The organism is Pseudomonas vancouverensis (assembly GCF_004348895.1).
Classification (GTDB): Bacteria; Pseudomonadota; Gammaproteobacteria; order Pseudomonadales; family Pseudomonadaceae; genus Aquipseudomonas; species Aquipseudomonas vancouverensis.
Window position 1 is genome coordinate 627871 of record NZ_RRZK01000007.1, and the last position, 23692, is coordinate 651562.

Below are 23692 nucleotides of genomic sequence, written 5' to 3' on the forward strand. Positions count from 1 at the left end.
TTCGAAGTGCTAATGCGATAGCGCAACCCCGCGAGGTTCAAGGAGAGATCCGCCAAACCTCGAGTGAGTTTCATACAGGTTTGGCGGAAACATCAGACGTTCATGACACTGATATAAGTTTTGGCCAGCGCTATCAATTTTGTCTGTACATTGCGATCAACATAATTGTCGACGTCACGGCGAATAGCACTAATGTGGAAGGTCTCTCCATTGTCAAGGGATGCGGCTTCTACATAAATAAGATCGTCTACCAATTTATGAGTCTTTATTCCATTTTCCGCATCCCAAGCCGTATCTTTACGGATAAGTTGCATCGAAACTCGTACTTCATTGGGGGACCAGGAAATATTCCATGGTTCCCGACTCAACAATACACCATGCTTGTAAATATCAAACATTTATTAATTCCTTTTAATGATTTATGCACGAACAGTGCGTGCACAAAGATAATGCTGGAGATTTTTATCTAGAGTCCATGACTTATATATGTCTCGACTTTGCAAAGTTATGAGCAATCAAAAACCAACCACACGGACTCCTGGTGTTGAGGGCAAAGTGCCGAATGGCACTGGCGGTTTCGCGCAACCTTTCGTACTGTATGCCCATACAGTCATGAGGCATTGCTTGATGAGCGCTCCCTTACCGCCCCGTGGCCGCGGAACCGCCACCAATCCGCACAACCGCTTCGCCCCCAGCCGTTCGGTGGTCGAGGACGATGGCTGGTATCAGGAAGCGCCGGTCACCCAAGGCACCGAGGTGCGGATTGAAAAGGCGAAAACCATCATTACCCGCAACAACTCGCCGGATCTGCCGTTCGATCGCACGATCAATCCTTATCGCGGCTGCGAGCACGGCTGCATCTATTGCTACGCCCGACCGAGCCATGCTTACTGGGACATGTCGCCAGGATTGGACTTTGAAACAAAACTGATTGCCAAGACCAATGCAGCACAGGTACTTGAGGAGCAGCTCTCAAAGCGTGGCTACCAGTGTGCGCCGATCAACCTGGGTTCCAATACCGACCCGTATCAACCCATCGAGCGTGAACACAAGATCACTCGGCAAACTCTCGAAGTGCTGCTGCGCTACCGGCACCCGGTGACCATCGTCACCAAGGGCTCACTGATTCTGCGTGACCTCGACCTGCTGGCTGAATTGGCCAGCCACCGACTGGTGGCGGTGATGATCAGCCTGACCACGCTGGACGACGAGCTCAAACGCATTCTCGAGCCTCGCGCAGCAGCGCCCAAGGCTCGATTACGGGCCATCCGCGTCATGCGTGAAGCGAGCATCCCGGTGGGCGTGCTGTGCTCGCCGATGATCCCGATGATCAACGACAGCGAACTGGAAAATCTTCTCAGCGAGGCCTATGCAGCCGGCGCACAAAGTGCTGCCTACATGATGCTGCGTCTGCCGCTGGAAGTGGCGCCGCTGTTCGAGGAGTGGCTGGCTGCTCATTACCCGCAACGGGCGGCCCATGTGCTGAGCCTGATTCGCCAGAGCCGCGGTGGTGAGCTGTACGACAGCCGCTTTGGCGCACGGATGCGTGGTGAAGGCCCGTTCGCCGATCTGCTGGCGCAACGCTTCGCCAAGGCGATCAAGCGTCTGGGGCTTAATCGCCGAGAAGGTTTCAACCTCGACTGTGAAGCTTTCTGCCCTCCCGGTCGCCAGATGTCGTTGATTTGAGATAATGGCTCTTGATGTTTGAAACAGGCACTGGCTTCAAACCTGACAACACGGGATGATTCCCTGACTCCCAAAAGAGGATGAATCATGAGTGACAAGGATAAACAGCCGCTGGCTGCACCGGCTTCGCCCGAGCCCGGGGTGGAAACCGCCGATGCAGCGCTCAAGCATATCGTTGACGGCTTCCTGCGTTTCCATCATGAGGTCTTCCCCGAGCAGGAAGAACTCTTCAAGAAACTCGCCACCGCCCAACGGCCACGCGCGATGTTCATCGCCTGTGCCGATTCACGCATTGTCCCTGAGCTGATCACCCAGAGTTCCCCCGGCGATCTGTTCGTGACCCGTAACGTCGGGAACGTGGTGCCACCCTACGGGCAAATGAACGGTGGTGTTTCCACGGCCATCGAGTACGCCGTGCTGGCGCTTGGCGTGCACCACATCATCATTTGCGGGCACTCCGATTGCGGCGCCATGCGCGCGGTGCTGAACCCCGACAGCCTGGAAAAGATGCCCACGGTCAAAGCCTGGCTGCGGCATGCCGAAGTGGCCAAGACCATGGTGCAGGACAACTGCAACTGCTCCAACGAAAGCGAAAGCATGCACATCCTCACCGAGGAGAATGTCATCGCTCAGTTGCAACACCTGCGCACTCACCCTTCGGTGGCGTCGCGGATGGCCAACGGTCAGTTGTTTATTCACGGTTGGGTCTACAACATCGAAACCAGCCAGATCAAAGCCTATGACGCCGATCAGGGCTGCTTCCTGCCCCTCGATGGCAGTCATCCGATTCCGGTGGCGACGCCCAAGGCGCGCTTCTGAATTCAACACCCTGCAGGAGCGGGCTCGCTCCTGCAGGAATGGTGTTGATGGTGAATCAGGCGGCTGGCTGATCCAGCTCCAGGCCCACACCCAGGCGGCGGGACATGCACGGCCAGCGTTTCCACGCGGCGCCGGTGTCCGGGCTGCTGAGTTGTTCGCGATAGGCTTCGACCGATTCGGTGGCGAAGCTTTCTTCGTTGAGCATCTCGTCGAGGGCGTGGTGCACGACCTCATCCAGTTGGTTGGCGAACGACTCACCGATCAATTGGTGAGCAATCAGGTTGGCGACAGTCATGTCCAAGGGGATCAGTGGCTGGCCGAAATGCTTGATGTACAGGTCGTTGACCTCTTCGACAAACCGGTGCGCCAGGTAGGCTTCGTCCAGCAGACCGTCGAGGCCGACATGACCGGCCATGATCGCAGGCGGCTGGAGGAAATACTGTTCGGCGATCTTCAGCACCGGCTTGATTTGCGACTCGATGCCCGCTTCCCTGGCAACTTCATTGGCTGCATCCAGCAGATCGGGCACTTCTTCGATGTAGGCGGCGACAAATCGCGTCAACACACCATGGGTGTCCGCTTCCGGCAACTGAATCGCCGGGTGTAAATGAGGCAGTTTGCTTTCCAGCTGACGCGTCAGCAGGCCGGTTTCGGCTTCATGTTGTTGGGCTTTTTGGATCTGCTCGCGCAATGCGGCGGTGTTCATGAAAACTCCAGGAAACGAAGGCAATGTAATAGGGAAGACATAACTTAGCTTGCTTATGAAAAATGCTAAGACGCATTTGTCATAATTATTTCATCCTTGAGACGCTGCCGTTATATCGATTTGCCACCACTCGTCTGCATCCTTCTCCATTCGTGCCCTTGAGCGCAAGTCCAAGCTGTTTCAGATGATTTACGCCATCGCATTGCGGGGTCGCAGTCGCTGTCTATACTCGGGTTGGAATGGAGTTAGCTGATGACGCCCGACTGCATATGCAGCAAGGCCCGGCGATTCAAGTTCGTAGTCTGATGCAGCCGCTCCCTTGCCGCAGGTGAAAGCCGGCGGGATAACAAGAACGATAAGGGGAACCCGCAATGATGCGACATCCACATGTCTGGATGGGCCTCCTGTTGTGGTCGATTTTCAGTCAGGCGCAAGCGGCCTGGACTGTGAATATGGCGCCTGGAGCGACTGAAATCAGTCACGCAGTATTCGACCTGCACATGACCATTTTCTGGATCTGTGTGGTGATCGGCATCATCGTCTTTGGTGCCATGTTCTGGTCGATGATTCTCCACCGTCGCTCGACCGGGCAGGTGGCCGCCAAATTTCATGAAAGCACCACCGTCGAAATCCTCTGGACCATCGTGCCCTTCCTGATCCTGGTGGCGATGGCCATTCCCGCGACCGCGACCCTGATCAAGATGTATGACACCAGTGAGCCGGAGATCGATATCCAGATCACCGGTTACCAGTGGAAGTGGCACTACAAATACCTGGGTCAGGACGTCGAGTTCTTCAGCAACCTGGCCACGCCTCAGGATCAGATCCACAACAAGGAAGCCAAGGGCGATCACTATTTGCTCGAGGTCGACAAGCCGTTGGTGCTACCGGTTGGCGCCAAGATCCGCTTCCTGGTGACCTCTGCCGATGTCATCCATTCCTGGTGGGTGCCGGCCTTTGCGGTCAAGCGTGATGCGATCCCCGGGTTCGTCAACGAAGCCTGGACCCGTATCGACAAGCCGGGCATCTACCGTGGCCAGTGTGCAGAGTTGTGCGGCAAGGACCACGGCTTCATGCCGACGGTGGTCGAGGTCATGGAAAAACCCGATTACGAAAAGTGGCTGGCTGACCGCAAGGCTGAAGCTGCGCAGCTCAAGGAGCTGACCAGCAAGGAATGGACCCTCGACGAACTCAAGGAGCGCGGCGACAAGGTCTATCACACCACCTGCGTGGCCTGTCACCAGGCTGAAGGCCAAGGGCTGCCGCCGATGTTCCCGGCGCTCAAGGGTTCGCCGATTGCAACCGGGCCTAAAGCCGATCACCTGCACCGTGTGTATTTCGGCAAGCCAGGCACCGCGATGGCGGCGTTCGGCAAACAGCTGTCGGAAGTCGATATCGCGGCGGTCGTGACCTATGAACGTAACGCCTGGGGCAACAACAAGGGCGACATGGTCACTCCTAAAGAAGTGCTGGAGCTGAAACAGGCGGAAAGCAAATGACCCGGTCTATCGCGTACTCAAGCAACCGGTCGGGTCAACGCGCCCCGATCCGCCCAGTCCATCTGCTTGCAGGAGACAAACCATGAGCGTTGTCATCGATGACCATGGTCATGCCGACCACGCCCACGGCCCCGCCAAAGGCCTGATGCGTTGGGTGCTGACCACCAACCACAAGGACATCGGTACCTTGTACCTGTGGTTTGCGTTCTCCATGTTCCTGTTGGGCGGTTCGTTCGCGATGGTGATTCGCGCCGAGCTGTTCCAGCCGGGGCTGCAGATCGTCGAACCGGCGTTCTTCAACCAGATGACCACCATGCATGGCCTGGTGATGGTCTTCGGTGCGGTGATGCCGGCCTTCGTCGGACTCGCCAACTGGATGATCCCGTTGATGATCGGCGCGCCGGACATGGCCCTGCCACGGATGAACAACTTCAGCTTCTGGCTATTGCCGGCGGCGTTCCTGTTGCTGGTATCGACCCTGTTCACCCCTGGTGGCGGGCCGAACTTCGGCTGGACCTTCTATGCGCCGCTGTCGACGACCTATGCACCGGCCAGCGTGACCTACTTCATTTTCGCCATCCACTTGATGGGGATCAGTTCGATCATGGGCGCGATCAACGTGATCGCCACCATCCTCAACCTGCGTGCCCCCGGCATGACCTTGATGAAAATGCCGCTGTTCGTCTGGACCTGGTTGATCACCGCATTCCTGCTGATCGCGGTAATGCCGGTACTGGCCGGGTGCGTGACGATGATGCTGATGGACATCCACTTCGGCACCAGTTTCTTCAGTGCCGCCGGCGGCGGTGACCCGGTGCTGTTCCAGCACGTGTTCTGGTTCTTCGGTCACCCCGAGGTGTACATCATGATCCTGCCGGCGTTCGGCGCCGTCAGCTCGATCATCCCGACCTTCTCGCGCAAACCGCTGTTCGGCTACACCTCGATGGTCTACGCCACGGCGAGCATCGCGTTCCTGTCGTTCATCGTCTGGGCGCACCACATGTTCGTGGTCGGCATTCCGCTGGTGGGCGAGTTGTTCTTCATGTACGCCACGCTGCTGATCGCGGTGCCGACCGGGGTGAAAGTGTTCAACTGGGCCAGCACCATGTGGCAGGGCTCGCTGACCTTCGAGACGCCGATGCTGTTCGCGGTGGCCTTCGTGATCCTGTTCTCCATTGGCGGTTTCTCCGGGCTGATGCTGGCCATCGCCCCGGCGGACTTCCAGTACCAGGACACCTACTTCGTGGTCGCGCACTTCCACTATGTGCTGGTGCCGGGAGCAATCTTCGGGATCTTCGCGTCGGCCTATTACTGGATGCCGAAATGGACCGGCCACATGTACGACGAAACCCTCGGCAAGCTGCATTTCTGGCTGTCGTTCATCGGCATGAACATGGCCTTCTTCCCGATGCACTTCGTCGGGCTGGCGGGCATGCCGCGGCGGATCCCGGACTACAACCTGCAATTCGCCGACTTCAACATGGTCTCGTCGATCGGCGCATTCATGTTCGGTGCCACGCAGATCTTCTTCCTGTTCATCGTGATCAAGACCATTCGCGGCGGTCCGCCAGCACCGGCCAAACCCTGGGATGGGGCGGAAGGCCTGGAGTGGAGCATTCCGTCACCGGCGCCGTATCACACCTTCACCACGCCGCCGGAAGTGAAATGAACACTCGGCCCTCTGTAGGAGAAAGCTTTTGTGGCGAGGGAGCTTGCTCCCGTTGGGTCGCGAAGCGGCCCCAAGCGCATTGCGTCTGCTTCGCAGCCGAACGGGAGCAAGCTCCCTCGCCACAAAAGCCCGTTCCTACAGGGTTCAGCGTGGAGGCTTGGAATCATGGCTGATTCAATTTCCCTGAAAAAACTGGTCACGCGCCTGTTACTGGTGGTGGTAGCGATGTTTGTGTTCGGGTTTGCGCTGGTGCCGATCTACGACGTGATGTGCAAAGCCTTCGGGATCAACGGCAAGACCGCCGGGCAGTATGAAGGCGAACAGGTTGTGGATAACTCCCGGCAGGTGCGTGTGCAGTTCCTGTCGATGAACAACGCCGACATGCCGTGGGAGTTCTACCCCAAGGGCGACGATCTGGTGGCCCACCCGGGGGCGGTGAACGAGATGATCTTCGTCGCACACAACCCCACCGACAAGCCGATGAGTGCCCAGGCCGTGCCGAGCATCGCCCCGAGCGAGGCGGCGGCGTATTTCCACAAGACCGAATGTTTCTGCTTTACCCAGCAAGTGCTGCAGCCCGGTCAGCGGATCGAGATGCCGGTACGTTTCATCGTTGACCGCGACATGCCCAAGGACGTGAAGCACCTGACGCTGTCCTACACGCTGTTCGATATCACCGCCCGACATCCACCGGTGGCAGTAAATACTGGCGGTTGAGCGTGCCCGATAAGGAGAACAATAAATGGCAACTCATGAGCACTATTACGTACCGGCCCAGAGCAAGTGGCCGATCATTGCCACGATCGGCATGGTCACGACCGTGTATGGCCTGGGCACCTGGTTCAACGATCTGAAAGCCGGGCATCCCGAATCCCACGGCCCGCTGATCTTTTTCATCGGCGGCCTGCTGCTGGCCTACATGCTGTTCGGCTGGTTCGGCACCGTGATCAAGGAAAGCCGCGCCGGTTTGTACAGCCCGCAGATGGATCGCTCGTTCCGCTGGGGCATGAGCTGGTTCATCTTTTCCGAGGTGATGTTTTTCATCGCCTTTTTCGGCGCGCTGTTCTATGTCCGCCACGTGTCCGGTCCGGCCTTGGGCGGTGAAGGCACCAAGGGCATCGCGCACATGCTGTGGCCCAGTTTCCAGTGGACCTGGCCGCTGCTGGAAAACCCGGATTCGAAACTGTTCCCGCCACCCAAGGAAGTCATCAGCCCCTGGGGCCTGCCGCTGCTCAATACCGTGCTGCTGGTGAGCTCCAGCGTGACCGTGACCATCGCTCACCACGCCTTGAAAAAGGGCCATCGTGGCGCGCTGAAACTGTGGCTGGCGATCACTGTGCTACTGGGTTGCGCGTTCCTCACCTTCCAGGCCGAGGAGTACATGCATGCCTATCACGAACTGGGGCTGACTCTCGGTTCGGGCATCTACGGCGCGACGTTCTTCATGCTCACCGGGTTCCACGGCGCTCACGTGACGATCGGCACCATCATCCTGTTCGTGATGTTGATGCGGATCATGCGCGGTCACTTCGATAACGAGCACCAGTTCGGTTTCGAAGCGGCGAGCTGGTACTGGCACTTCGTGGACGTGGTGTGGATCGGGCTGTTCGTTTTCGTCTACGTACTTTAAGAGCAGCTACTAGCTTCAAGCTGCAAGCCTCAAGTTTGAAGCGAAGCGCCCTACCACGGCGCATGCGACACCAACTGGCCGCTGAAAAACCCCCAGGTGATCAGACCGAGGGTCACGGCGGCCAGGGCAACACGGACACTCAAGGCAATGACGAGGCGGTTCGAGCTGCTGTCGTCCTTGACCAGAAAAAACAGGCCGCTGAACAGGCTGACAACCGTGGCAATCAGCATCAGGACGATGGCTGCTTTGAGCATGGTGGGACTCCGGGGGACAAGCGATGCATTTGAGTATAGCTATCGCACCGACCGACTTTCTGGCGACGCCATGAAGCGTTTTCGGCCGGGTATCGTACCGACACTGGTGGTGGCGCTGTTGCTGCCGCTGCTGGTGTCCTTGGGGTTCTGGCAGTTGAGCCGGGGCGCAGAAAAAAGTGCGTTGCTGCAAAACTATGCCGAACGCCGGGCTGCCGAGCCGATGGCCAGCACCGAACTACAACATACTGTAGACCCGGCGTTTCGTCGCGTGCGCCTGCGTGGCCAGTTCGATGCCGAGCACAGCCTGCTGCTGGATAACAGCCAGCGTAACGGACATGTCGGTATCGAGTTGCTGCAACCCTTTCATGATCAGGCCAGCGGGCTTTGGCTGCTGGTCAATCGCGGCTGGCTGCCATGGCCGGAGCGCCGCACTCCTCCACAATTCAAGACACCCACAGAAGCGGTCAGCCTTGACGCCTGGGTCTACGTCGCCCCTGGCGCGACCTTCCAGTTGCACGCAGATCCGGTGACCACGACCTGGCCGAAGCTGATCACTGCCGTCGACCCGGCGAAGCTCTGGGTCGGCCTGGATCGCGAAGGCTTTGCCTATGAACTGCGCGCCGAAACTGGCCCCGCGACTTATCTGGCCGATTGGCCGGTAGTCGCCATGGGCCCGGAAAAACACATCGCTTATGCCGTGCAGTGGTTCGCCATGGCGATCGCCCTGTTCGGTCTTTATCTGTATCTCGGCTGGCATAACGCAAAGGAGAAACACCATGGGAGCGGCCATGAATCCACCCAGCATGTCTGAGGCGAAACCGTCGTCCACTCGACGCAAGGGCCGTTTGCAGTTGTTGCTGATTCTGTTGGGGGTGATCGGTCCGATGATCCTCGCCACCGGCATGTACAAACTGAATTTCTGGGTGCCCGAGGGCCGCAGTTATCACGGCGAATTGATCGGCAACGGCCAGACCCGCGCCGACATTGGCGTGCAGGCCGAGGAAGATCGCTGGCAGATGCTGGTGACGGCGCCCAAGGATTGCTCAGTTGACTGTCAGCAACTGGTGTACCTGGCGCGGCAAATCCAGATCGGCCTGGGGCGCGATGCATCCCGCGCCAGCCATGCCCTGGCCGCTGCGCAACCCCTGAACAGCGAGTACGACGCCAAGCTCAAGCGCGAATACCCACAGCTGCAACGCTATCCACTGGACCTGACCACCTTCAGCCGCGCCACCCGTGATACGACCGCACCGCAACTGTGGATCATCGACCCCCACGGCAACCTGGTGCTGCGCTACGACCCGACGGTGAAGGGCAAGGACCTGCTCAACGACCTGCGTCACCTGTTGAAACTGTCGAACATCGGATAAGGGCATCGTCATGGCCAAACCTGGATTTCGCCTCGCACTGTTTGCCACCCTGCTGGCACTGATTGTGGTGTTACTCGGCGCCTATACCCGCCTGACCCACGCCGGCCTCGGCTGCCCGGACTGGCCAGGCTGCTACGGGTTTATCAGCGTGCCCAAAAGCGAAGCCCAACTGGCCCATGCCGAACTGAATTTTCCGGATCACCCGGTGGAGGCCCACAAAGGCTGGAACGAAATGATTCACCGTTACTTCGCCGGCACCCTGGGGATGTTGATCGCGGTGCTGGCCGGGCGCGCCTGGGTCCTGCGCCGGCATGCGGGGCAGCCGTTGAAGCTGCCGCTGTTCCTGCTCGCGGTGGTGTTCGGTCAGGCCGCGTTCGGCATGTGGACGGTGACCCTCAAGCTTTGGCCGCAGGTGGTCACCGGGCATCTGCTCGGCGGCTTCGCCACCTTGAGCCTGTTGTTTCTGCTGACGTTGCGCCTGTCGGGCATGGTCCCGGCGCTGACCGTGCCGCGCCGCCTGCAGCACTGGGCGACGGCGGGGCTGTTGCTGGTGATAGGGCAGATCGCCCTCGGTGGCTGGGTCAGCTCCAACTACGCCGCCGTGGCCTGCATCGATTTCCCGACCTGTCACGGCCAATGGCTGCCGCCGGCGGATTTCGCCAACGGCTTTCACCTGACCCAACACATCGGCCCGAACTACCTCGGCGGCCAGCTGGACAGCGACGCCCGCACGGCCATTCACCTGACCCACCGCATTGGCGCCTTGCTGGTGACCCTGGTGTTGCTGGGGCTGGCCTGGCAGCTGCGAGCGGTCGGCATGACACGCCTGGCCGGACTGGTACTGGTCGCCCTCGGCACACAGATCACCCTGGGTATCAGCAACGTGCTGTTCCACCTGCCACTGCCCGTGGCCGTCGCACACAACGCCGGTGGCGCGGCGTTGTTGCTGACCATGGTGCTGGTCAATTACCACGCCCGAACCAGCCTGGTTCGGGTCAAGCAGCCAGCGCGCTGGCGCTTCAGCCCGCGTAAACACTCGGCCGGGCCCATAACAATAAAAGGAGAGATGCCATGGCGATTCTGATCGGAGAGCGTCCCAGTCAGGCGCTTTGGCGTGACTACCTGGAGCTGACCAAGCCGAAGGTAGTGGTGCTGATGCTCATCACCTCGCTGGTGGGGATGTTCCTCGCGACCCGTGCCGGCGTGCCGTGGACGGTGCTGATTTTCGGCAACCTGGGCATCGCTTTGTGTGCCGGGGGCGCGGCGGCGGTCAACCATGTGGTGGACCGGCGCATCGACGCGATCATGGCGCGGACGCACAAACGGCCGTTAGCGGAAGGTCGGGTCTCGCCGACAGCGGCACTGACCTTTGCCCTGCTGCTGGCGGCGCTGGGCCAGGCGTTGCTGCTGGCCTTCACCAACCCGCTGACCGCGTGGCTGACCCTCGCGTCCCTGCTGGGTTACGCGGTGATCTACACCGGGTTTCTCAAGCGTGCGACGCCACAGAACATCGTCATCGGCGGTCTGGCCGGTGCCGCACCGCCGCTGCTGGGCTGGACCGCCGCTACCGGCCACGTCAGCGCCGAGCCACTGTTGCTGGTGCTGATCATCTTCGCCTGGACCCCGCCGCACTTCTGGGCGCTGGCCATCCATCGCAAGGAAGAATACGCCAAGGCCGACATCCCGATGCTGCCGGTCACCCACGGCGAGCACTACACCAAGATTCATATCCTGCTGTACACCTTCGCCTTGCTGGCGGTCAGCCTGATGCCCTATGTCATTCACATGAGCGGTACGCTGTACCTGGTATGCGCCCTCGCGCTGGGCGCACGATTTCTGCAATGGGCCGTGGTGCTGTACCGTGGCACTCGGCCGCACGCGGCGATCAACACGTTCAAGTACTCTATTTATTACTTGTTCCTGCTGTTCATCGCCCTGCTCGTAGACCACTACTTACTGTTGAACCTATGACTCGAACCCAGAAAACCGTCTTCATCCTCGTCGCCCTGATCGCGCTGATCCTGGGCCTGACCGTCAACAAGGTGTTGTCCGGGAAAAACCAGGGCGACCCGACGGCGCTGATCGACGCCGGCATCATTCTGCTGCCGCAAAGTCGCAGCCTGCCGGACGTGACCATGACCAACCAGGACGGCCAACCGGTCACCATCAACGAGTTGAAAGGCAAGTGGAGCCTGCTGTTCTTCGGCTATACCTTCTGCCCGGACATCTGCCCGACCACCCTCGCCCAGCTGCGCCAGATCAAGAGCGAGCTGCCGCCTGAGGCTGTGGATAAATTGCAGATTGTGCTGGTCAGCGTCGACCCCAACCGCGATACACCCAAGCAGCTCAAGCAGTACCTGGGTTACTTCGACCCGCAGTTTGTCGGCCTGACGCCGAAGTCGACCGATGAGCTGCAAAAGGTCGCCAATGCGGTGAGCATTCCGTTTATCCCGGCGGACACCAGCAAGCCCAACTACACGGTGGATCACAGCGGTAACCTGGCGGTGATCGGCCCGGATGGCACCCAGCGCGGGTTTATCCGGGCGCCGTTGAACAATGCGAAGCTGGTGGCGCAGTTGCCGGTGATGGTTAAAAATAATTGATCTCAACAATTTTCTTGATCGGTGGAGACAAGACTACTGCCGCGGAAAACGTATAGATTTCACACTTGCCCCGAGATTTTTCAGGTAATCCTCCACTGGGGCAAGTGAGTGAAATGCGGGCCTAAAATGCCCGGAGCTATTCGAAATCTCAAAGGAGTTTCCACCAACCCGCTCAATATAACCGGCACTGATAAGTCTACGACTGTTTGTAAAAGTGCTTAATCTTTCATGTTTCAGGCTTCCTACAATCAACTCTTCACGCTCGTTAAAAATAAAATTCACATTGTATTCACCATCCATTCTCCGTGCATGTTGTGTTAGTTCATTGGAATATGGGATTCACTCAAGATCTTTAGGAGATTTTATTTCTTTCGGCGGGAGCTTAAAACGACGGTTAACGTGTTTTGGGTTCTTCCTATAGCTTTTGAAAGCAAGTACATTCATTTTTTCGTCACCTGCTCTAGCGTAGAAATTCTCGTACAGTGTGAATTTTCTAGTAATGTTTGGCGAAGATACTGGGCTAGGAGACGTTGAGGGAGATTTCTTGAATGCATTGAACAAAGACTTTAGAAATTTTGGCCAATGTCCGTTATCGTCATATCGGTTGACAGGATCTCCAGAGCAATAAGCATACGAGTTTATGCCTCCAGCCCCAAACGGACTCATGTTATCCGGGCTGTTGAAACGTTTTAAAACCGGATTAAACGCTCGATAACCGTTACCCAATAAGTAAAACCCTGTGAATGAGTCCGCCTGCTCACCATTGAATCCCAATAAACTCAACAAACTCCCATCGGTAGAACGATATCCATAAGGCGCATAGACAATGGGATTGATCCCGCTGGCTTTGACCACCTGCAATACTGAGCGCATTTGATCTGTCGCCAATATCGAAGATTCATCTGAATCATCCTGCCTGCTTTTTTGAGTGAGCAGTTGATCACCTTGTTGAAAAATTGAATGCTGCACACGGCCTTGAATTTCCGTGACCAAACGGCTTCTGCAGTAGAAGCGCTGAAGCCTGTCATTGTTTGTTGGGTTGGTACCGATCAGTCGGTCCAATGGATCATAGTAATAACGACATAGCACGTATTGAGCATTGGCAAGCATGATCTGAACTCCCGAAGGTTTTTTGATTCGCCTGATTCAGCTTTGGCTTTCGATGCGAAAGTGTCTACTAGCAGAACTGATAGGGTGGAGGTCACAACGGAACTGGGCGGTATTTCAAGCACAAAAAAGGGGACGCTCATGGCGTCCCCTTTTTTCGTTACGTTCGCAGATCAGAACGCCGGCACTACCGCGCCTTTGTACTTCTCGATGATGAACGCCTTCACTTCCGGGCTGTGCAGGGCAGCAACCAGCTTCTTCATCGCGTCGCTGTCCTTGTCGTCCGGACGAGCGACCAGGATGTTCACGTAGGGCGAGTCGCTGCCTTCGATGTACAGCGCGTCCTTGGACGGGTCGAGCTTGGCTTCCAGCGCGTAGTTGGTGTTGATCAGCGCCAGGTCGACCTGAGTCAGCACACGCGGGATGGTCGCAGCTTCCAGTTCGCGGATTTTCAGGTCCTTGGTGTTTTCGGTGATGTCCTTGACGGTCGACAGGATGTTGTTCGAATCCTTCAGCTTGATCAGACCGGCCTTGGCCATCAGCAGCAGTGCACGGCCGCCGTTGGTGGCGTCGTTCGGGATCACCACGTTGGCGCCGCCTGGCAGCTCGGCGAGGGTCTTGTACTTGCTGGAGTAAGCGCCCAGCGGCTCCAGGTGTACACCGGCAACCGATACCAGGTTGGTGCCCTTGGCCTTGTTGAACTCATCCAGGTACGGCTGGTGCTGGAAGAAGTTGGCATCCAGGCGCTTTTCCGCGACTTGCACGTTCGGCTGCACGTAGTCGGTGAAGACCTTGACCTTCAGGTCCACGCCTTCCTTGGCCAGGGCTGGCTTGACGAATTCGAGGATCTCGGCGTGCGGAACCGGCGTGGCCGCAACCGTCAGGGTTTCTGCGTGAGCGGAGAACGCGGCAACGGCCGCGAAGGCCACGAGTAGTTTTTTCATTCAGCTAACTCCATGTGAGGTGCCCGCCTGCAGTGCCCGTTTGGCACCGCAAGCGACTGGCCGGATCATGTCTTACTTGCGGGAAAAATGGACAACCAATTTGTCGCCAACGGTTTGCAGCACTTGCACCAGGACCAGCAGCAACACCACGGTGACGATCATCACATCGGTCTGGAAACGCTGGTAGCCGAAGCGGATCGCCAGGTCGCCCAGGCCACCGGCGCCGACAACGCCGGCCATCGCCGTGTAGGACACCAGTGTAATCGCTGTGACTGTAATTGCCGCGAAGATGCCCGGGCGGGCCTCCGGCAGCAAGGCGTTGACGATGATCTGCCGCGTGGTCGCTCCCATGGCCTGGGTGGCTTCGATGATGCCGCGATCCACTTCACGCAGGGCGGTTTCCACCAGGCGCGCGAAGAACGGCGTGGCGCCCACCACCAGCGGCGGGATGGCACCGGCGACACCGAGGGAAGTGCCGGTGATCAGCACCGTGAACGGAATCATCACAATCAGCAGGATGATGAACGGCAGCGAGCGCAGGATGTTCACCACCAGCGACAGCAGGGCGTAGACACCTTTGGCTTCCAGCAACTGGCGCGGGCTGCAGAGGAACAGCAAGACACCGAGCGGCAGGCCGAGCAGCACGGTGAACAGCAGCGAACCACCGAGCATCAGCATGGTGTCGCCGGTGGCCAGCCAGATTTCGAACCAGTCGATATTGGCGAAGAAACTTGTCAGGGCTTCCATTAGCGCAGCACCTCCATGTGGACGTCCGCGGCAGTGAAGCGGGCGAAAGCTGCGTCCATGTCACCGCCGGTCACGGCCAGGGTCAGTTGCCCGTAAGGGATGTCTTTGATGCGGTCGATGCGACCGGCAAGGATGCTGTAGTCCACACCTGTTTCGCGTGCGACGGTGCCCAGCAACGGCGCGTAGGTCGCTTCGCCCTGGAACGTCAGACGCACGATGCGCCCCGGCACATGAGCGAAATCGTCGCGTTGCTCGCCTTCGTCGATCTGCTCGTCTTCCTGGACGAAGCGTTTGGTGGTCGGGTGTTTCGGGTGCAGGAACACCTCGGCCACCGTGCCTTGCTCGACGATCACGCCCGCATCCATCACCGCAACGCGATCGCAGACACGGCGGATCACGTCCATCTCGTGGGTGATCAGGACGATGGTCAGTTTCAGCTCGCGATTGATCTCGGCCAGCAATTGCAGGACCGACGCCGTGGTTTGCGGGTCCAGGGCGCTGGTGGCTTCATCGCACAGCAGGATCTTCGGCTTGGTTGCCAGTGCGCGGGCGATGCCAACGCGCTGCTTTTGGCCGCCGGACAATTGTGCCGGGTACTTTTTCGCGTGGTCGGACAGACCGACCCGGGCCAGCAACTCGGCGACGCGTGCATCGATTTCGCTGCGCGACAGTTCACCGGCCAGGGTCAGTGGCAGCGCGACGTTGTCTGCGACAGTCTTGGACGCCAGCAGGTTGAAGTGCTGGAAAATCATCCCGACCTGCTGACGGAAACGGCGCAGGCCGTTGGCATCGAGTGCGGTGATTTCTTCACCGTCGACGGTGATTGTGCCGCCGCTGGTGTTTTCCAGGCGATTGATCAGACGCAGCAGGGTACTTTTTCCTGCGCCGGAATGACCGATCAAGCCGAAAACCTCACCGTTCTCAATCGTCAGACTGGTCGGATGCAGGGCGGGGATTTCCCTACCGGCGACGCGGTAGGTTTTGTGGACGTTTTGAAACTCGATCACGTAGCGAACCTTGTGGGGCGCGTTGAAAAAGGATCAGCGGTTAGCCGGGCGCGCATTTTAGCCTGTCCGTATAGAGGTTCTTAGCATTTATTTCGCATTTGTCCTGTCTTTTGGCAATAACGCGATCAAAGGTCAGAAAAAAGGAACGGTGGAAGAAGCTCGCCAGTCACTACTTAGGCCATTGAATGACGCCCAAGGAGTTCAAGCCTGATGAGTACCAAGAAGCCTGCCGCCACCAAGAGCGCACTGGCCGGGACCGATACCCCGGACCGCAGCAATACCAACGCCAAGCTCGACAGCCTGGAAACCTTCCGTTCCGACGCCACCGGCCAGGCCCTGCGTACCAATCAGGGCGTGAAAGTGGCGGACAACCAGAACACCCTAAAGGCCGGGCCACGCGGGCCTTCGTTGCTGGAAGATTTCATCATGCGTGAAAAGATCACGCATTTTGACCATGAGCGCATTCCTGAGCGCATCGTGCATGCGCGCGGGACAGGTGCCCATGGTTACTTTCAAAGCTATGAAAATCATTCGACCCTGACCAAGGCCGGTTTCCTGCAGGATGCGTCGAAGAAAACCCCGGTGTTCGTGCGTTTTTCCACGGTGCAGGGACCGCGCGGGTCAGGCGATACCGTGCGGGACGTCCGAGGATTCGCCGTGAAGTTCTTCACCGACGAGGGCAACTTCGACCTGGTGGGTAACAACATGCCGGTGTTCTTCATCCAGGACGCGATCAAATTCCCCGACTTCGTCCACGCGGTGAAACCGGAGCCGCACAACGAAATGCCTACCGGTGGCTCGGCCCACGACACCTTCTGGGATTTTGTCTCGCTGGTGCCTGAGTCGGCGCACATGGTGATGTGGGCAATGTCTGATCGGGCGATCCCGAAAAGCCTGCGCAGCATGCAGGGTTTCGGCGTGCACACCTTTCGCCTGATCAACGCCGAGGGTAAATCGCGGTTCGTCAAATTCCACTGGCGTCCTACGGCGGGCACCTGCTCGCTGGTGTGGGACGAAGCTCAGAAGCTGGCGGGCAAAGACGCCGATTACCATCGTCGAGATCTCTGGGAGTCCATCGAGACCGGCGACTATCCGGAGTGGGAACTGGGCGTGCAGGTCATCGAGGAAGAAAACGAGCACGCCTTCGATTTCGATATTCTCGACCCGACCAAGCTCATCCCCGAAGAGTTGGTGCCCATTACGCCGCTGGGCAAGATGACGTTGAACCGCAACCCGGACAACTTCTTCGCCGAAACCGAGCAGGTTGCGTTTTGCCCTGGGCATATCGTGCCGGGGATCGATTTTTCCAATGACCCGCTGCTGCAGGGCCGGTTGTTTTCCTACACCGATACGCAAATCAGCCGACTCGGTGGGCCGAATTTTCACGAGATTCCCATCAATCGGCCCGTCGCACCCTTCCATAACGGGCAACGTGACGCCCAGCACCGCAGCACCATCGACAAGGGTCGCGCTTCCTACGAGCCGAACTCCATCGACGGTGGCTGGCCAAAGGAAACGCCATCTGCTGACCAGGATGGTGGTTTCGAGAGTTACCCGGAGCGCATCGATGCCAACAAGATCCGTCAGCGCAGTGAATCCTTCGGGGACCATTTCTCCCAGGCACGGCTGTTTTTCCACAGCATGAGCGAGCACGAGCAGGAACACATCATTGCGGCCTACAGCTTTGAGTTGGGCAAAGTCGAAAGGGAGAACATCCGCGCACGTGAAGTCAATGAAATCCTCGCCAATATCGACCTGAAACTGGCCGCTCGGGTGGCGCAGAACCTTGGATTGCCAGCGCCGACCAAGGGCACCGTAGAGCAGCGCAAGACTTCGTCGAATCATTCCCCTGCGTTGAGCCAGGTGAATTTGCTGCCGGAGAACATCAAAACGCGGAAAGTCGCGATCCTGGTGGCCAATGGTGTCGATAGTGCAGCCATCGATGGGATGAAAAAAGCGCTTAAGGCTGAAGGTGCCCACGGCAAACTGCTCGGACCGACCTCGGCGCCAGTGAAGGCGGCTGATGGCAAAAGCCTGCCGGTGGATGCGTCGATGGAGGGCTCGCCGTCGGTGGCCTTCGATGCGGTGTTCGTGCCCGGTGGCGCGGCATCGATAAAGGCGTTAAGCACCGATGGCGTGGCGTTGCATTACCTGCTCGAGGCCTACAAGCATCTGAAGGCGATCGCACTGCAGGGCGAGGCCAAACAACTGCTGGATGTGTTGAAACTGGAAGTGGATGCGGGATTGATCGTGGGGACGGATGCCAAGCTGAGCAAGGCGTTTATTGCCGCGATCGGGCAGCATCGGGTGTGGGATAGGGAGGCGAAGGCCAAGGGCATTCCGGCCTGAGGTAGTGCATGGACTGATCTGAAGCCATCGCGAGCTTGCTCGCGATGGCGGCGATCCGGCGAAGCTTTTTTTAAGGTTTACGCGGCGTCAAAACCATCTGCGCCGGTACTGTGCGCAGAATCTGCCGCTCCAGCTTCAGATCGTATTGCGGGTCGAGTTTTTTCACGCGCTTGGTCAACAGGGTCGCCAACCATGGGTAGTCATTGGTTCGTGGCGCCTGGATGCTCACATCACACTGGTAGTTCACCACATCGGCGGCGATGGCATCCAGTTGGCGACGCAGCTTGCCCATATCGGCGATGTTCAACGCAATCGTGGTGCTTTCGGCGGTCGGATCGATGACCTTGGCTTTCGGCCTGGCTTCAGCGGCCTTGAGTGCGGCTTCGGCTTTTTCCAACTCGGCTTTACGCGCCTGGGCAATGCCGCCGTTGACGCCGCCAGTCAGGGCCGGAGCTTTGGGCATCAAGGCGCGAGCACGACTCAGTGCAGTCGCAGCAGCATTCACATCTCCCTTTTGCAGGACGATCTGGCTGCGGCGCAGGTAAGCCTCGGCCAATTGTCGCTGGTAGGGCTCAAGGGCCGGATCGTTGGGCGACTCGGTTTGCAGCGCGGCCAACTCGTCTTCGGCGGTGGCCAGTTCATCGCTGGCGATGTTTTGTTCCAGCTGTGCAAGTGCCGTCGCCCGCGCATCGGGGGTTTCGGTGGCTGCCGGCGGCGTGCTTTGGCAGGCGCCCAGCAGCAAGGAAAATGCGACCAGGAGCAGATAACGGGAAGCGGACGACTTCATTCCTGCGACTCTCTATTTGCGCAAAAAACGAGCAAGTCTACACCCCTCGACGGGGCAGAACAAAACTCAGCAGAAACAGCGCGGCCGCTGTGACCACAATCGAGGGGCCGGCCGGGGTGTCCTTGAACCAGGACAGCGCCAGCCCGCCGCACACGGCGAGTATGCCCAGCAGGCTCGCGCCCAGTGCCATCTGCTCCGGCGAGCGGGCGTGACGTTGTGCCGCAGCCGCGGGGATGATCAGCAGCGAAGTGATCAGCAGCACGCCGACAATTTTCATCGCCACGGCAATGACCACGGCGATCAACAGCATCAAGGCCATGCGCAGTCCGGCGACCGGCAAGCCTTCAACCCTGGCCAGCTCCTCGTGCACGGTGATCGCCAGCAAGGGCCGCCACAGCGCAATCAACAACGCCAGTACGGCTGCGCTGCCGCCGAGAATCCAGGCCAGATCGGTCGGGCTGATCGCCAGCAGGTCGCCGAACAGGTACGCCATCAGGTCAATCCGCACCTCGTGCATGAAGCTTAGTACCACCAGGCCCAGAGAGAGCGTGCTGGGGGCGAGAATTCCCAGCAGCGTGTCGGAGGCCAGGGGCTGGCGCTGTTGCAGGGTCACCAGCAGCACCGCCAGCAGCAGGCAGCCGACGGTGACGGCAACGGTCGGGCTGACATCCAGCAGAAAGCCCAAGGCTACGCCGAGCAAGGCCGCGTGGGACAGCGTGTCGCCAAAGTAGGCCATGCGCCGCCAGACCACGAATGATCCCAGCGGGCCTGCGACGACCGCCAGGGCCAGACCTGCAAGCAGGGCGTAAAGCAGAAAATCAGCCATGCTTGCAGTTGTCTCCGTGTACATGGGTGTGGGCTGTCGGCGCCGCGCTGACCACCGAGCCGTGCAAATCGTGGGCGTGGTCGTGATGGTGGTGATAGATCGCCAGGCTTTGCGCGTTCTTGCCGAACAGCTCGACGAACGCCGGATCGCCGCTGACCTGCTCGGGGTGGCCGGAGCAGCAGACGTGACGGTTCAGGCAGACCACCTGATCGGTGGTGCTCATCACCAGGTGCAAGTCGTGGGAAACCATCAATACGCCGCAGCCGTGGCGATCGCGCAGACGGGTGATCAGGCTGTAGAGCTCGGCCTGACCAGCCACGTCGACACCCTGAACCGGTTCGTCGAGCACCAGCAGTTCCGGCTCGCGCAACAGGGCGCGAGCCAGCAACACACGCTGCATCTCACCGCCGGACACGCTCTGTACCGGGCTGTCGATGACCTGCTCGGCGCCGACTTCCTTGAGTGCCGCCAGGGCCATGGCGCGGTCAACACCCGGCACCAGACGCAGGAAGCGCAACACGGACAGCGGCAGGGTTGGGTCGACGTGAAGTTTTTGCGGCATGTATCCGACACGCAGCTTCGGCTTGCGCCAGACACTGCCGCTGTCCGGTTTCAGCAGCCCAAGTACGGCGCGTACCAAGGTAGTCTTGCCGGCACCGTTGGGGCCGATCAGGGTGACGATCTGCCCCGGCTCGACGCTCAGTTCGATGTTATCGAGCACCGACTGCCCGGCAAAAGTGACCGCGACCTGTTCAAGGCGAATCAGCGCGTTGCTCATCAAGCCCCCTGGCAACCCGAGCAGAGACCGACCACTTCGACGGTCTGGCCTTCGACGACAAAGCCGACGTCGGCGGCGCTGGCGATGATCGCGTCGCTGATGGACTTCTGCTCTAGCTCGATGGCGGCATGGCATTCGCGGCAGATCAGGAACTGGCCCTGATGGGCGTGCTCCGGATGGTTGCAGCCGACGAAGGCGTTGAGCGAGGAAATACGGTGCACGAGGCCGTTGTCCAGTAGGAAATCCAGCGCGCGGTACACCGTCGGTGGTGCGGCCCGGCGGCCGTCCTGCTCGCTGAGTACCGCGAGGATGTCGTAGGCACCCAGTGGTTTGTGGCTCTGCCATACCAGTTCCAGTACCCGCCGGCGCAAAGCGGTCAGGCGCAAACCCTGACGTGCGCACAGGGCATCGGCCTCGGACAAAGCGCTGTGCACGCAATGAGAGTGGTCGTGGGGGCGGCTGGCAATCGGTGTTTTAGGCATGAGCGGCGACGAGTTCTGTGAGAGACGTTATTATGTTACCTGTTCTCGCCTCTTCGAGTGGTCATCGTGTCCCGACTTTTTTCAGTTTTTGTCTCATTTTTCGCAAGTTTTCTGCTGATCGGTTCGGCACAGGCCGAGGTCAAGGTCCTGACCAGCATCAAGCCACTGCAATTGATCGCGGCGGCGGTACAGGATGGCGTGGCGATTCCGGAAGTGCTGCTGCCGCCGGGTGCTTCGCCGCACAACTATGCCCTGCGCCCTTCCGATGTGCGCAAGGTGCAGTCGGTGGATCTGGTGTACTGGATCGGGCCGGACATGGAAGGCTTCCTGCCCCGGGTGCTCAATGGCCGTACCCTGCCAAGTGTTGCCGTGCAGGATTTGCCGGGTATGAAATTGCGACGCTTCGCCGAAGATAGCCACTCCCACGCCGAAGATGCTGACGAACATGATCACGATCATCGCCCGGGAACGCTGGACGCGCACCTGTGGCTGTCGCCGGTGAATGCCCGTGTCATTGCGACGAAGATGGCGGCTGACTTGAGCGCCGCTGATCCGGCCAACGCCGCGCGTTATCAGAGCAATCTCAAAGCCTTCGATGAGCGCCTGGATGCGCTGGATCTGCGCTTGAAGAAGCGCATGGCCGATGTGCAGGGCAAGCCTTATTTCGTGTTCCACGAAGCGTTTGACTATTTCGAAGACGCCTATGGCTTGAAACACACCGGCGTATTCAGCGTGGCGGCGGAGGTGCAACCCGGCGCCCAGCATGTTGCAGCGATGCGCGCGCGCTTGCAGGAAGTTGGCAAGACCTGTGTGTTCAGTGAGCCGCCGCTGCGACCACGCCTGGCGGAAACACTGGTGGCAGGCTTGCCGGTGAAGCTGGCGGAACTGGATGCGCTGGGCGGCTATACGCCAGCGACTGCTCAGGGCTATGAGCAGGTGCTGGAGAAGCTGGGCAATGATCTGGCGGGCTGTCTGGAGTCGTTGTAACCGACCAAACCCTGTGGGAGCGAGCTTGCTCGCGATGGAGGCATCACATTGACCGGCCGCCTTCGCCAGCAAGCTCGCTCCCACAGGTTCATTGTGCCTTGGCGCGCGAACCTTAAAGGGCGAAAGGCAGCGGCGTATTAACGGTTTGCCGCTGCGCCAAACGCAACTGGAACTCCATCGGATCGTGAATCAGCACGTCCTGCCCAGCAAACGATTCTGCCGCAATCAGGCGTGACAGCCAGAACCGTACACAGGCCACCCGCAGCATGGTCGGCCACAGCTCGGCTTCCGCCGCGGTGAACGGGCGCAAGGCGGCATAGGCGCCCAGCAAGGCCCGTGCGCGCGGCCCGTCGATCAATCCTTCCTCGTCCGAACACCAGTCATTCAAGGCAATCGCCACGTCGTAGAGCATCGGCCCCGAGCAGGCGTTGTAGAAGTCGATCAGTCCGGTCAGGTGCGTGCCTTCGAACATCGCATTGTCGCGGAACAGGTCGGCGTGGATGTTGGCGCGCGGCAGGGCCAGGATTTTCTCTTTCTGCTGTGCGATTTCTTCCAGTGCCCGTTGCAGCAGCTCTTTCTGCTCCGCGTCGACGTGGGAGAGGAACTGCGTGCCCTCTTCCAGCATCCAGTCCAGGCCACGGTCAGTCTTGCGCTTGATCATGTTGGCCTGGGTCGCCAGGTGCAGATGGCCGAGCAATTCGCCCACTTGGGCGCAATGCTGCGCATTCGCCACTTTGATGTGCTTGCCGGCCAGGCGTGGCTGCAGCAGCGCCGGTTTGCCGGCCAGTTCACGCAAGGCCACGCCATCGGTGGTGCGCAAAGCGTAAGGCACCGGCAGGTCGGCGGCGTGCAGCACGTCGAGCAGTTCGATGAAGAACGGCATTTCCTGAACCGGTCCGCGTTCGACCAGGGTCAGGACAAACTCGCCCTGTTCCAGGCTGATGAAGAAATTGGTGTTTTCGCTACCGGCGGCAATCCCCTGGAAATCAAGCAGGCGGCCGAGGCCATAAGGGGCGAGAAAAGCTTCCAGCTCGGGCCGAGCCAGGGGGGTGAACACAGACATGTTTTAACTGCCAGTACGGGCGCCGCTCGTGGGGCGGCGCCGGTTGAAATTAAAAACTACTTCCACTCGAAGATTTTCCACGACGGAATCAGCATATCCGGCTGATCCGAGCGAATGAAGTTTGCATCGGTACCGTCTGCACGGACCAGAAAATACGGTTTGCCGCCCTTGGGCGTGACCTTGATCGCATACAGGAAGCCGTTTTGGCGGTATTCCTGGATGACCTTGTCCCCTTCCGTGTGGATCGTGACTTCAGGCTCCGGGCTCGGTGCGTCGTCCGCCGCCATGACGGCCAGCGGTGCGATTGCAAACAAGCCAGCCAGCAACAGGCGATTTAGTGTGCGCATGATAACCTTGTCCCTTTGTCGTCAACGGTCCC

26 protein-coding genes are annotated in these 23692 nt (G+C 59.2%); 13 read left to right on the forward strand and 13 right to left on the reverse strand.

Going from position 1 to position 23692, the window contains the following annotated elements; genetic code table 11:
* Nucleotides 1–92 precede the first annotated feature (92 nt).
* Nucleotides 93–398, reverse strand: a complete 306-nt coding sequence (locus tag EIY72_RS07345) for a hypothetical protein (RefSeq protein WP_231985511.1) — start codon at nucleotides 396–398, stop codon at nucleotides 93–95.
* A 229-nt stretch (nucleotides 399–627) separates the two neighbouring features.
* Between EIY72_RS07345 and EIY72_RS07350 the strand changes: the two genes are divergently transcribed.
* Together EIY72_RS07350 and EIY72_RS07355 are read left to right on the forward strand one after the other, a co-directional pair.
* A complete protein-coding gene (locus EIY72_RS07350) occupies nucleotides 628–1686 on the forward strand; it encodes a PA0069 family radical SAM protein (RefSeq protein WP_093228200.1) in 1059 nt (352 codons plus the stop codon).
* 87 nt (nucleotides 1687–1773) lie between these two features.
* Nucleotides 1774–2505, forward strand: a complete 732-nt coding sequence (locus EIY72_RS07355; RefSeq protein ID WP_093228196.1) for a carbonic anhydrase — start codon at nucleotides 1774–1776, stop codon at nucleotides 2503–2505.
* Between the two features lie 55 nt (nucleotides 2506–2560).
* Here EIY72_RS07355 and EIY72_RS07360 read toward each other — a convergent pair whose 3' ends face one another.
* A complete protein-coding gene (locus EIY72_RS07360) occupies nucleotides 2561–3211 on the reverse strand; it encodes a hypothetical protein (RefSeq protein WP_093228194.1) in 651 nt (216 codons plus the stop codon).
* Nucleotides 3212–3582: 371 nt separating this feature from the next.
* Here EIY72_RS07360 and coxB point away from each other — a divergent pair, with 371 nt between their 5' ends.
* The 4 genes from coxB (at nucleotide 3583) to EIY72_RS07380 (ending at nucleotide 8009) form a co-directional block, all read left to right on the forward strand.
* On the forward strand, nucleotides 3583–4710 hold the full coding sequence (gene coxB / locus EIY72_RS07365) for a cytochrome c oxidase subunit II (protein WP_093228191.1): 1128 nt from the start codon (nucleotides 3583–3585) through the stop codon (nucleotides 4708–4710).
* A gap of 82 nt (nucleotides 4711–4792) precedes the next feature.
* Entirely contained in the window at nucleotides 4793–6379 is a 1587-nt protein-coding gene (gene ctaD / locus EIY72_RS07370; protein ID WP_093228188.1) for a cytochrome c oxidase subunit I, read from the forward strand.
* Between the two features lie 165 nt (nucleotides 6380–6544).
* Nucleotides 6545–7096, forward strand: a complete 552-nt coding sequence (locus EIY72_RS07375) for a cytochrome c oxidase assembly protein (protein WP_093228185.1) — start codon at nucleotides 6545–6547, stop codon at nucleotides 7094–7096.
* Between the two features lie 25 nt (nucleotides 7097–7121).
* Nucleotides 7122–8009, forward strand: coding sequence for a cytochrome c oxidase subunit 3 (locus tag EIY72_RS07380; RefSeq protein WP_093228182.1), 888 nt, complete (start codon nucleotides 7122–7124; stop codon nucleotides 8007–8009).
* A 50-nt stretch (nucleotides 8010–8059) separates the two neighbouring features.
* Here EIY72_RS07380 and EIY72_RS07385 read toward each other — a convergent pair whose 3' ends face one another.
* The gene (locus EIY72_RS07385; protein ID WP_093228179.1) at nucleotides 8060–8263 is read right to left on the reverse strand and encodes a twin transmembrane helix small protein; all 204 of its coding nucleotides are present in this window, start codon (nucleotides 8261–8263) and stop codon (nucleotides 8060–8062) included.
* Between the two features lie 70 nt (nucleotides 8264–8333).
* Here EIY72_RS07385 and EIY72_RS07390 point away from each other — a divergent pair, with 70 nt between their 5' ends.
* From EIY72_RS07390 to EIY72_RS07410, 5 genes are read left to right on the forward strand one after another with little or no spacing between them, the layout of a single operon-like run.
* A complete protein-coding gene (locus EIY72_RS07390) occupies nucleotides 8334–9074 on the forward strand; it encodes an SURF1 family protein (RefSeq protein WP_093228176.1) in 741 nt (246 codons plus the stop codon).
* Nucleotides 9040–9633, forward strand: coding sequence for a hypothetical protein (locus EIY72_RS07395; RefSeq protein WP_093228173.1), 594 nt, complete (start codon nucleotides 9040–9042; stop codon nucleotides 9631–9633). Before EIY72_RS07390 ends, EIY72_RS07395 begins: the two co-directional genes overlap by 35 nt.
* 10 nt (nucleotides 9634–9643) lie before the next feature.
* Nucleotides 9644–10717, forward strand: a complete 1074-nt coding sequence (locus tag EIY72_RS07400; protein ID WP_093228171.1) for a COX15/CtaA family protein — start codon at nucleotides 9644–9646, stop codon at nucleotides 10715–10717.
* Complete coding sequence (gene cyoE, locus EIY72_RS07405; protein WP_093228168.1) at nucleotides 10705–11604, forward strand: heme o synthase; 900 nt, start codon at nucleotides 10705–10707, stop codon at nucleotides 11602–11604. Before EIY72_RS07400 ends, cyoE begins: the two co-directional genes overlap by 13 nt.
* The gene (locus EIY72_RS07410; RefSeq protein WP_093228165.1) at nucleotides 11601–12236 is read left to right on the forward strand and encodes an SCO family protein; all 636 of its coding nucleotides are present in this window, start codon (nucleotides 11601–11603) and stop codon (nucleotides 12234–12236) included. Before cyoE ends, EIY72_RS07410 begins: the two co-directional genes overlap by 4 nt.
* A 339-nt stretch (nucleotides 12237–12575) precedes the next feature.
* On the opposite strand, the gene EIY72_RS07415 is transcribed toward EIY72_RS07410, so the two are convergent.
* From EIY72_RS07415 to EIY72_RS07430, 4 genes are all read right to left on the reverse strand, one after another.
* Complete coding sequence (locus tag EIY72_RS07415) at nucleotides 12576–13346, reverse strand: RHS repeat-associated core domain-containing protein (RefSeq protein WP_093228163.1); 771 nt, start codon at nucleotides 13344–13346, stop codon at nucleotides 12576–12578.
* 170 nt (nucleotides 13347–13516) lie between these two features.
* Nucleotides 13517–14287 carry a MetQ/NlpA family ABC transporter substrate-binding protein gene (locus EIY72_RS07420; RefSeq protein WP_093228160.1) on the reverse strand — a complete coding sequence of 257 codons (771 nt, stop codon included), beginning with the start codon at nucleotides 14285–14287 and terminating at the stop codon, nucleotides 13517–13519.
* A gap of 72 nt (nucleotides 14288–14359) precedes the next feature.
* Nucleotides 14360–15034 (reverse strand): methionine ABC transporter permease, encoded by a 675-nt coding sequence (locus EIY72_RS07425; RefSeq protein ID WP_093228156.1) that lies wholly within the window; start codon nucleotides 15032–15034, stop codon nucleotides 14360–14362.
* A complete protein-coding gene (locus EIY72_RS07430) occupies nucleotides 15034–16041 on the reverse strand; it encodes a methionine ABC transporter ATP-binding protein (RefSeq protein WP_093228153.1) in 1008 nt (335 codons plus the stop codon). Before EIY72_RS07430 ends, EIY72_RS07425 begins: the two co-directional genes overlap by 1 nt.
* 210 nt (nucleotides 16042–16251) lie before the next feature.
* Between EIY72_RS07430 and katE the strand changes: the two genes are divergently transcribed.
* Nucleotides 16252–18390: a catalase HPII gene (gene katE / locus EIY72_RS07435; RefSeq protein WP_093228150.1), complete on the forward strand. Its 2139-nt coding sequence runs from the start codon at nucleotides 16252–16254 to the stop codon at nucleotides 18388–18390.
* A 70-nt stretch (nucleotides 18391–18460) separates the two neighbouring features.
* Here the strand turns inward: katE and EIY72_RS07440 are convergent, their stop codons facing one another.
* Genes EIY72_RS07440 through zur form a run of 4 tightly spaced genes read right to left on the reverse strand, consistent with a single transcriptional unit; the run spans nucleotide 18461 to nucleotide 21263 of the window.
* Nucleotides 18461–19177 (reverse strand): PA5502 family lipoprotein, encoded by a 717-nt coding sequence (locus tag EIY72_RS07440; RefSeq protein ID WP_093228147.1) that lies wholly within the window; start codon nucleotides 19175–19177, stop codon nucleotides 18461–18463.
* A 37-nt stretch (nucleotides 19178–19214) separates the two neighbouring features.
* Nucleotides 19215–20003 carry a zinc ABC transporter permease subunit ZnuB gene (gene znuB / locus EIY72_RS07445; protein WP_093228144.1) on the reverse strand — a complete coding sequence of 263 codons (789 nt, stop codon included), beginning with the start codon at nucleotides 20001–20003 and terminating at the stop codon, nucleotides 19215–19217.
* Nucleotides 19996–20781, reverse strand: coding sequence for a zinc ABC transporter ATP-binding protein ZnuC (gene znuC, locus EIY72_RS07450; RefSeq protein WP_093228140.1), 786 nt, complete (start codon nucleotides 20779–20781; stop codon nucleotides 19996–19998). The genes znuB and znuC overlap by 8 nt, the downstream gene beginning before the upstream one ends.
* The gene (gene zur / locus EIY72_RS07455) at nucleotides 20781–21263 is read right to left on the reverse strand and encodes a zinc uptake transcriptional repressor Zur (RefSeq protein WP_093228137.1); all 483 of its coding nucleotides are present in this window, start codon (nucleotides 21261–21263) and stop codon (nucleotides 20781–20783) included. Before zur ends, znuC begins: the two co-directional genes overlap by 1 nt.
* A gap of 66 nt (nucleotides 21264–21329) precedes the next feature.
* Between zur and znuA the strand changes: the two genes are divergently transcribed.
* Nucleotides 21330–22250: a zinc ABC transporter substrate-binding protein ZnuA gene (gene znuA, locus EIY72_RS07460; RefSeq protein WP_197678807.1), complete on the forward strand. Its 921-nt coding sequence runs from the start codon at nucleotides 21330–21332 to the stop codon at nucleotides 22248–22250.
* Between the two features lie 112 nt (nucleotides 22251–22362).
* Here znuA and EIY72_RS07465 read toward each other — a convergent pair whose 3' ends face one another.
* Together EIY72_RS07465 and EIY72_RS07470 are read right to left on the reverse strand one after the other, a co-directional pair.
* Nucleotides 22363–23313 carry a homoserine kinase gene (locus EIY72_RS07465; RefSeq protein ID WP_093228131.1) on the reverse strand — a complete coding sequence of 317 codons (951 nt, stop codon included), beginning with the start codon at nucleotides 23311–23313 and terminating at the stop codon, nucleotides 22363–22365.
* A 56-nt stretch (nucleotides 23314–23369) separates the two neighbouring features.
* Entirely contained in the window at nucleotides 23370–23660 is a 291-nt protein-coding gene (locus EIY72_RS07470; protein WP_093228128.1) for a DUF2782 domain-containing protein, read from the reverse strand.
* Nucleotides 23661–23692: the final 32 nt, after the last annotated feature.